The sequence below is a fragment of the Kitasatospora sp. NPDC004531 genome (assembly GCF_053602195.1).
This window is the reverse complement of the sequence record NZ_JBSGDD010000041.1, coordinates 50494-57777: the sequence shown is the minus strand read 5'-3', so window position 1 is coordinate 57777 and position 7284 is coordinate 50494. Positions and strand designations below refer to the sequence as shown.

Annotated in this window: 5 protein-coding genes; 2 read left to right on the top strand and 3 right to left on the bottom strand. The window is 75.2% G+C overall.

The genetic code is table 11. From position 1 onward, the window contains the following. Nucleotides 1-139: 139 nt before the first annotated feature. Nucleotides 140-1912, bottom strand: coding sequence for an FUSC family protein (locus ACWEMJ_RS18400; RefSeq protein ID WP_452138103.1), 1773 nt, complete (start codon nt 1910-1912; stop codon nt 140-142). 122 nt (nt 1913-2034) lie between these two features. Then, entirely contained in the window at nt 2035-2271 is a 237-nt protein-coding gene (locus ACWEMJ_RS18395) for a hypothetical protein (RefSeq protein WP_452138102.1), read from the bottom strand. Nucleotides 2272-2397: 126 nt separating this feature from the next. Here ACWEMJ_RS18395 and ACWEMJ_RS18390 point away from each other — a divergent pair, with 126 nt between their 5' ends. Continuing rightward, nucleotides 2398-4752 carry an FdhF/YdeP family oxidoreductase gene (locus tag ACWEMJ_RS18390; RefSeq protein WP_452138101.1) on the top strand — a complete coding sequence of 785 codons (2355 nt, stop codon included), beginning with the start codon at nt 2398-2400 and terminating at the stop codon, nt 4750-4752. A 194-nt stretch (nt 4753-4946) separates the two neighbouring features. Next, nucleotides 4947-6509: an alpha/beta hydrolase gene (locus ACWEMJ_RS18385; protein ID WP_452138100.1), complete on the top strand. Its 1563-nt coding sequence runs from the start codon at nt 4947-4949 to the stop codon at nt 6507-6509. Here ACWEMJ_RS18385 and ACWEMJ_RS18380 read toward each other — a convergent pair. Further along, a complete protein-coding gene (locus tag ACWEMJ_RS18380) occupies nt 6506-7267 on the bottom strand; it encodes a TetR/AcrR family transcriptional regulator (protein ID WP_452138099.1) in 762 nt (253 codons plus the stop codon). The two genes, ACWEMJ_RS18385 and ACWEMJ_RS18380, sit on opposite strands and share 4 nt — an antisense overlap. Nucleotides 7268-7284 lie beyond the last annotated feature (17 nt).

The following is a 7284-nucleotide window of genomic DNA, read 5'->3' as shown; positions in this document are numbered from 1 at the left end:
CCGCTACGACAAACGCGGATACGTCTACCTCGGAACCGTCACCGCAGCAGCCCTGGTCATCTGGCTCCGCACATGATCGACCGGACAAGTCCTAGCAGGTCCCGACCACGCAGCGCAGGCGGTGGGCCGCCCGGAGGGGTCAGTCGAGGGACAGCTGCTTCAGCAGCAGATAGGCGCGCTGCTCGACGGCGGCGAGCCGGACGGGGTCGATCCCCGACTCCCACAGCTCGCCCGCCGCGGCGTCGGAGGCCTCGTGCAGCTCGACCAGCGCGGCCGCCAGCCGCACCTGCGCCTCGGGCAGGGCGGCCGCGGCGGCCCGGGTCCTTGCCCGTTCGGCGTCCGCCATCGCGTCCGTGCAGGCGGCCAGCGCCCGTTCGACCCGTACCGCGGCCCGGTCGTGGACGACCAGGAGCGCACACAGCAGGCCGACGCCGATCCCCAGCACACTGCCCAGGGCCCGGTCGCGCAGCAGGCCCACCGTGCCGGTCGGCGTGACCAGGTCGCTCATCAGCAGGGCCAGGGGCGTCAGGAAGACCACCGCCAGCGCGTAGTTGCGGACCACCAGGTACTCGAGCAGGAACTCCAGCACCACGATCACCAGGACGAGCGCTACCGGACCCGGCCCGGTGGCCAGCACAGCCAGGGCGATCAGCAGGCCGGCCAGCGTGCCCACGGTCCGCTGCACCGCCCGGTGGGCCGTGGTGCGCACGCTCACCGAATGCAGCACGGCCGCCGCCGAGATCGCCGCCCAGTAGCCGTGCCCCAGCCCGAGCGCCAGTGCCAGGCCCCCGGCCGCGGCCGTGCCGAGGGTCATCCGCAACGCCGGAACGGCGAAGACCGCCGCCCGTCGGGACGGACGGTCGGCCCCGGAGCGCAGCTCGGCGGTCCGGTGCAGCGCCGCGTCGAAACCGGAGGCCGGGACCCTGACGGGGTGCACGGCGCGGCTCCGGGCGGCCTCGGCGGCCGGCCGGGCGGGCTTCGACAGCTCGCCGACCAGCACCGGGGAGCGGTAGCGGCCGTCGGCCAGCAGTCCGGCCTGCGAGCGCAGCCGCCGGGCCTGCTCCCCGGTGCCGGCGGCGGGGCGGTACGCGGAGCGCACCAGCAGGGACCAGCAGGTGTCGGCCAACCGCAGGCAGACTCCGCCGCGGACGCCGACGAACCGGTCGGCCGGCGGCCGGGCCCCGAGGGAGGAGTACGCCCGCAGGACCGCGGCGGTCGCCCGGTACCGGGCCCGGGCGTCGGCCGTCCCGCCCGCCCCCGGGCGGTCCAGCAGGTCGGCCACCGCCCGCAGCGCGGTCGCCGTCACCATGCGCTGCGGGCGGTCCGGGTGCCACAGCAGCCCGGACAGCGCCAGCAGCCAGGCGGTGGCGGCGCCGAACGCGGCGGCCGCGGTCTGCGGGCCGATCCGGGCGGCCGCGGCGGCCCCGTTCGCGGCGACCGTGAACGCGACCAGCAGCAGCACCGCTCCCAGCCCGCCCAGCCGCAGGGTGTCGCAGCAGAACTTCGCGACGCCGGCCACCAGCGCGGTCGCCGCGACCACCGCCACCGCGCCGGGCCCGCCCGCCGTCGGCCGGGCCGCCACGGCGAGGGCCGACCCGCAGGCCACCGCGGCGGTCATCGCCAGCGCGACCCCGGCCAGCACCCGGGCCCGCCGCCGGTAGGGCAGGTTGCGGCCGAACGTCGTGGTGAACACCCCGAGCATCGCGTACACCGCGAGCCCGGGCTCGTCCGCCGCGACCAGCGGCAGCGCGGACAGGGCCATCGCCAGCGCCGCCCGGACGCCGAACCGCAGTGCCCCGTCCACCCGGTCCAGTGCCAGCGCTCCTCTCGGCGACAGCACCCGGATCAGCTCCCGGCCCCGGCGGGGGCGGTCGGCGGCGGTCGGTCGCGGTGCGGGGCGGGAGCGGGACACCCCCGCTGTATACCAGCCGGGCGGCACGGCGCAGCGGTTCCGGGGACGGCGAGGCGGCCGTCGCCGTGAGCCGGCCCGCGGCTCGGGCGGGGCGGGCGGCGCCCCCCGGTGCCCTTCGCCGTTCAGCGCGCGGACGGAGCGGACGGGTCCCCGGGGGATTCGCGGGCGACGATCAGCCGGTCGTCCCGGCGGACGGCGCCGATGACCGGATCGCTGTAGCGCAGCGGGCGCCCGTCGCGCACCACCGCGAGGACGGGTTCGGCAAGCCGGCGCGGGTCCTGGCCGAGTCCCGGTAGCCGTCCCTGCTGGGGGCAGGCGGCGTGCTCCCGGTCCTCCGTCGGGCCCGGCCGTCGCTTCACCGACGCACTCCGACGGGCGCGATCCGCGTCGACCTGGCTTTCTTGAAGCAGGGGCCCGAGTCGAGCGCCCCGACGACCGCATGCCACAGTCCGTGGCGCTCGCCGCATCCCCGGAAGGCGACCATCGTGCACTCCTCCGAAGACACCCGGCCCGAACCCTCTGCGGCTCCGGGGTCCGGCGTCGGGCCGACCGTCGGCGCCGTCCCCGGCAAGCCTCCGCGTTTCTCGCCCTACCACCACCCCGCGGCCGGCTGGGGCGCGGCCAGGAGCGTCACGAAGTTCCTGGTCCGCGAGGGCGAGTACCTGGACGGCCCGCGCGCGATCCTGAAGATGAACCACGAGAACGGCGGCTTCGACTGCCCGGGGTGCGCCTGGCCCGACGACATCAAGGGCCTCAAGCTCGACCTGTGCGAGAACGGCATCAAGCACGTCACCTGGGAGATGACCCGCAAGCGCGTGGACCGGGCGTTCTTCGCCGCGCACACCGTCACGGAGCTGGAGCGGTGGAGCGACTTCGCGCTGGAGAACCAGGGCCGGCTCACCGAGCCGATGGTGTACGACCCGGGCACCGACCACTACGTCCCGATCTCCTGGCAGGACGCCTTCGAGCTGCTCGGGCGGACGCTGCGCGGGCTGGACGACCCGAACCGGGCCGCGTTCTACACCTCCGGCCGGCTCGGCAACGAGGCGACGTTCCTGTACCAGTTGATGGCCCGTGAGCTGGGCACCAACAACCTGCCCGACTGCTCCAACATGTGCCACGAGGCCAGCGGCCGCGCCATGCAGGCCTCGCTGGGCACGGGCAAGGGCACCGTCGACCTCAAGGATTGGGAGAACGCCGACGCCCTGTTCATCCTCGGCGTCAACGCCGCCTCCAACGCCCCCCGGATGCTCACCGCCCTCGCCCAGGCCCACCAGCGCGGCGCGCAGATCGTGCACGTCAACCCGCTGGTGGAAGCCGCCGCGCGCCGCACGATCATCCCGCACGACTTCCTCGACATGGCGCTGAACAGGGCCACCGCGACCAGCACCCTGAACCTGCAGGTGCGGATCGGCGGCGACATGGCCCTGCTGCGCGGCATGGCCAAGGCCCTGCTGGAGAGCGCCCGTACCGACCCGAAGGCGCTGGACGCCCGCTTCGTCGAGCGCCACACCAGCGGGTTCGAGGCCTACCGCGAGGTGTGCGAGTCCACGCCGTGGGAGGAGATCGAGCGGCAGAGCGGTCTGGACCGCGCCCGGATCCTGCACGCCGCCCGGGTCTACCGGGACGCGGACCGCAGCATCATCAGCTGGTGCCTGGGCGTCACCCAGCACGAGCACGGCGTGGACACCGTCCGCGAGATCGTCAACCTGCTGCTGCTGCGCGGCAACCTGGGCCGCGAGGGCGCCGGCCCGTCACCGGTGCGCGGGCACTCCAACGTGCAGGGCAACCGCACCTGCGGCATCGACCACCGGCCGACCGGGGCCTTCCTGGACCGGCTCGCCGAGGTCTGCGGGATCGACCCGCCCACCGCGCACGGCATGGACACCGTCGCCACGATCGAAGCCATGAACCGCGGCGACGTCGACGTGTTCGTCGGCATGGGCGGCAACTTCGCCCTCGCCGCCCCCGACACCGCCTACACCTGGGCCGGCCTGCGCACCTGCGAACTGACCGTGCACGTCTCCACCAAGCTGAACCGCAGTCACCTGGTGCACGGCCGCACGGCGCTGATCCTGCCCTGCCTCGGCCGCACCGAGAAGGACCACCAGCGCGGCGGCGAACAGGAGACCTCCGTCGAGGACTCGATGAGCATGGTCCACCTCTCCAAGGGGATGAAGCGCCCCGCCTCCCCGCACCTGCTCTCCGAGCCCGCCATCATCGCCGGCATCGCCCGGGCCGCCCTGCCCGACAGCGCCACACCCTGGCAGTGGTACGTCGAGGACTACGACCGCATCCGCGACACCATGGCCGAAGTCCTCGACGGATTCGAGGACTTCAACCGCCGGGTCCGGCTCCCGCTGGGCTTCCGCATCAAGCAGCCCGCCCGCGAACTCGTCTTCCTCACCCCCTCGGGCAAGGCCGAGTTCTCCGCCGCCCCGCTGCCCGATGTCGTCCCGGCCCCCGGCACCCTGGCCCTGGGCACCATGCGCTCCCACGACCAGTGGAACACCACCATCTACTCCGACGACGACCGCTACCGCGGCATCACCAACCTGCGCACCCTGATCTTCATGAACCGCCAGGACATGCGCGAACGCCGCCTCGGCGAGTTCGACCCGGTCGACATCACCGCCACCGCCCGCGACGGCTCCACCCGCTCACTGCACGGCTACCTGGCCGTCCCCTACGACATCCCCCGCGGCTGCGCGGCCGGGTACATGCCGGAGATGAACGTCCTGTGCGCCATCGGCGACCACTCCACCCAGAGCGACCAGCCCATCATGAAACACCTCCGGGTCACCGTCGCCCCGGCCGCCCGGCACGACGTGCGTCGCTGAGTCGGGCGACCGGGAACCCGGGCCCCCGGCCCGGGCGGTGCGCCGCGAGTCGGCCGCGGCCGGGGTGGTCCTGAAGTAGCAGACGGGTAGGGGCAGTTCGGCGGGGGAGCCCGGTACCGGTGGTGGACGCGCCCGGCCGCCGCAGTGCCTACGGTCGCCCCGACGGCCCGTCCAGGCACCCGAGGGGAAACACCGTGATCCGCGCCGCCAAGCCGGCCGCCGCCCTTGCGGCGCTGGCCCTGACCATCGTCACCGCGTCCGCCGCACCGGCGGCCGGTGCCACCGCGCCCCCGCCCGCGGCGGCCACCGCCGATCCGCTCGCCGCGCTGCGCGGCCAACAGCCGCGCTGGCACCCCTGCGCGACCGGCCCGGAGGACACCGCCGGCGCCGAGCTCGACGCCGCCGGCGCCGGCTGCACCGAGCTCGCCGTCCCCCTCGACTACCGTCGCCCCGACGGGCCGACCACCGGGGTCGCCCTCGCCCGGCTGCCCGCCACCGACCGGGACCGCCGCCTGGGCACCCTGTTCTACAACCCCGGCGGCCCCGGCGTCCCCGCCCGCGAGCTCGCCCTCACCCTGCGCCGGGCCGCGCCCGGCCTGGCCGCCCGCTACGACATCATCGGCATGGACCCGCGCTTCGTCGGCGCCAGCACCCCCCTCGACTGCGGCTGGCCCACGGCCGGCCCCGGCTCGGCCGGCCCCGACCGGCTGACCTTCGACCGGTCCGCCGAGGTCGCCAAGAGCCTCGCGGCCCGCTGCGCGCCGTACCGCGAGCTGCTGCCGCACATCTCCACCCGCAACACCGCCCGGGACATGGACCTGGTGCGCGCCGTCCTCGGCGAGGAGACGATCGCCTACCTCGGCTCCTCCTACGGCAGTTACCTCGGCGAGGTCTACCTCCAGCTGTTCCCCGGGCGGGTGGGGCGGGCGGTCCTCGACGCGGCCATGGACCCGGACCGCTTCGGCCCCGACCTGACCGCCACCCAGGGCCCCGCGATGGCGGCCGCGCTCACCGCGTGGGCCGCCTGGGCGGCCCGCCACGACGACCGCCACCACCTGGGCCCGACCACCGCCGAGGTGCTCGCCGCGGTCGAGCGGGTGCGCCTGGCCGCCGGGCGCGCGCCGCTGGCGGTCGGCACCCACCGGGTCGACGCCCAAGCCCTGCCGCAGGTGCTGTGGACGGTGGCGGCCGGGGACGACGACGCCGCCCACGAGGAGTTCTCCGCGCTGGTGCGCGTCCTGGCCGACGCCGCCGAGGGCCGTCCGGCGGAGCCGACCGCGCTGCTGGAAGCGGTGCTGAGCGGCCTGACAGCCCCCGACGCGGGCGGCTACGCCGCCGTGCAGACCGCGATCATGTGCGCCGACCGCGCCGCCGCACGCGATCCGCTCGCCTACTACCGCGACATCCAGGCCCACCGCGCCGACGAGCCGCTGTTCGGCCCGCTCACCCGCAACCTCACGCCGTGCACCTTCTGGCCGGCGGAGCCCGCCGAACCGCCCACCCTGGTGCGCAACGCCGTACCGGTCCTGCTGGTCGGTGCCGACGGCGACCCGGCCGCCACCTACCCCGGCCAGCTCTCCGCCCACCGCGCGCTGACCGGCTCCCGCCTGGTGACCCTGCGCGGCGCCTTCCGGCACACCGTCTACGCGGGCCTGTTCGCGCCGCGCGACACCTGCGTGGACACCGCCGTCGACCGCTACCTCCTGGACGGTGTCCTCCCCGCCCAGGACACCGACTGCCCGGCCGCCCGACCCTAGGAAGGGCCCGCGCCCGCCGCCATGCCGGCCAGCAGCCAGTCCAGGGCGCGGTGGAAGTGCTGCTCGCGCAGCAGGCTCTCGGGGCCCTTCGGCCGCTCCGTCAGCGCGCCGGACTCGGCGATCGACGGGACCTGCGTCACCGCCTCGGTGATCTCGGCGATCAGCTGCTCCTCGGTGGTGCCCGCCGCGTCGGCCTTCTCCTGCCAGTTGACCTCGATGGCGGTGAACCCGTAGGTGTACTGGAAGATCGCCGACAGGGCCGCCATCGCGTCCGCCTCGGACAGCGGCGAGCTGCGCGCCACCTCCACCGCGCAGGCCGAGTAACGCACCGAGTTCGGGCCGATGTTCAGGTAGTCGTTGAAGAGCCGCACCGCCCACGGGTGCGCCAGCATCGTCGCCCGCCAGGTCACCGCCAGCGCCCGCAGGCCGTCCTGCCAGCCCAGTCCGTCGCCGGGACGGGGCAGTTCCATCTCGCCCGACACCACGTCCAGCGCCAGCTCCAGCAGGTCGTCCTTGTCGGCGACGTACCAGTACAGCGACATCGGCGTGACGTCGAGGCGGGCCGCCAGCGCGCGCATCGAGAACTTGGCCTCGCCCTGCTCGTCCAGCAGCCGCACCGCCGCCGCCACGATCACCTCGCGGTCCAGCCCGCCCGCCCCGCCGGCGGCGCCACCGGCGCGGGCGCCGCGGCGGCCCCGGGCGGGCTGCGGGGTGAGCCACACGCTCTTCTTGATCTGTGAGGCGCGCTTGACGGCCACGCTGCTCCTTGGCGTTG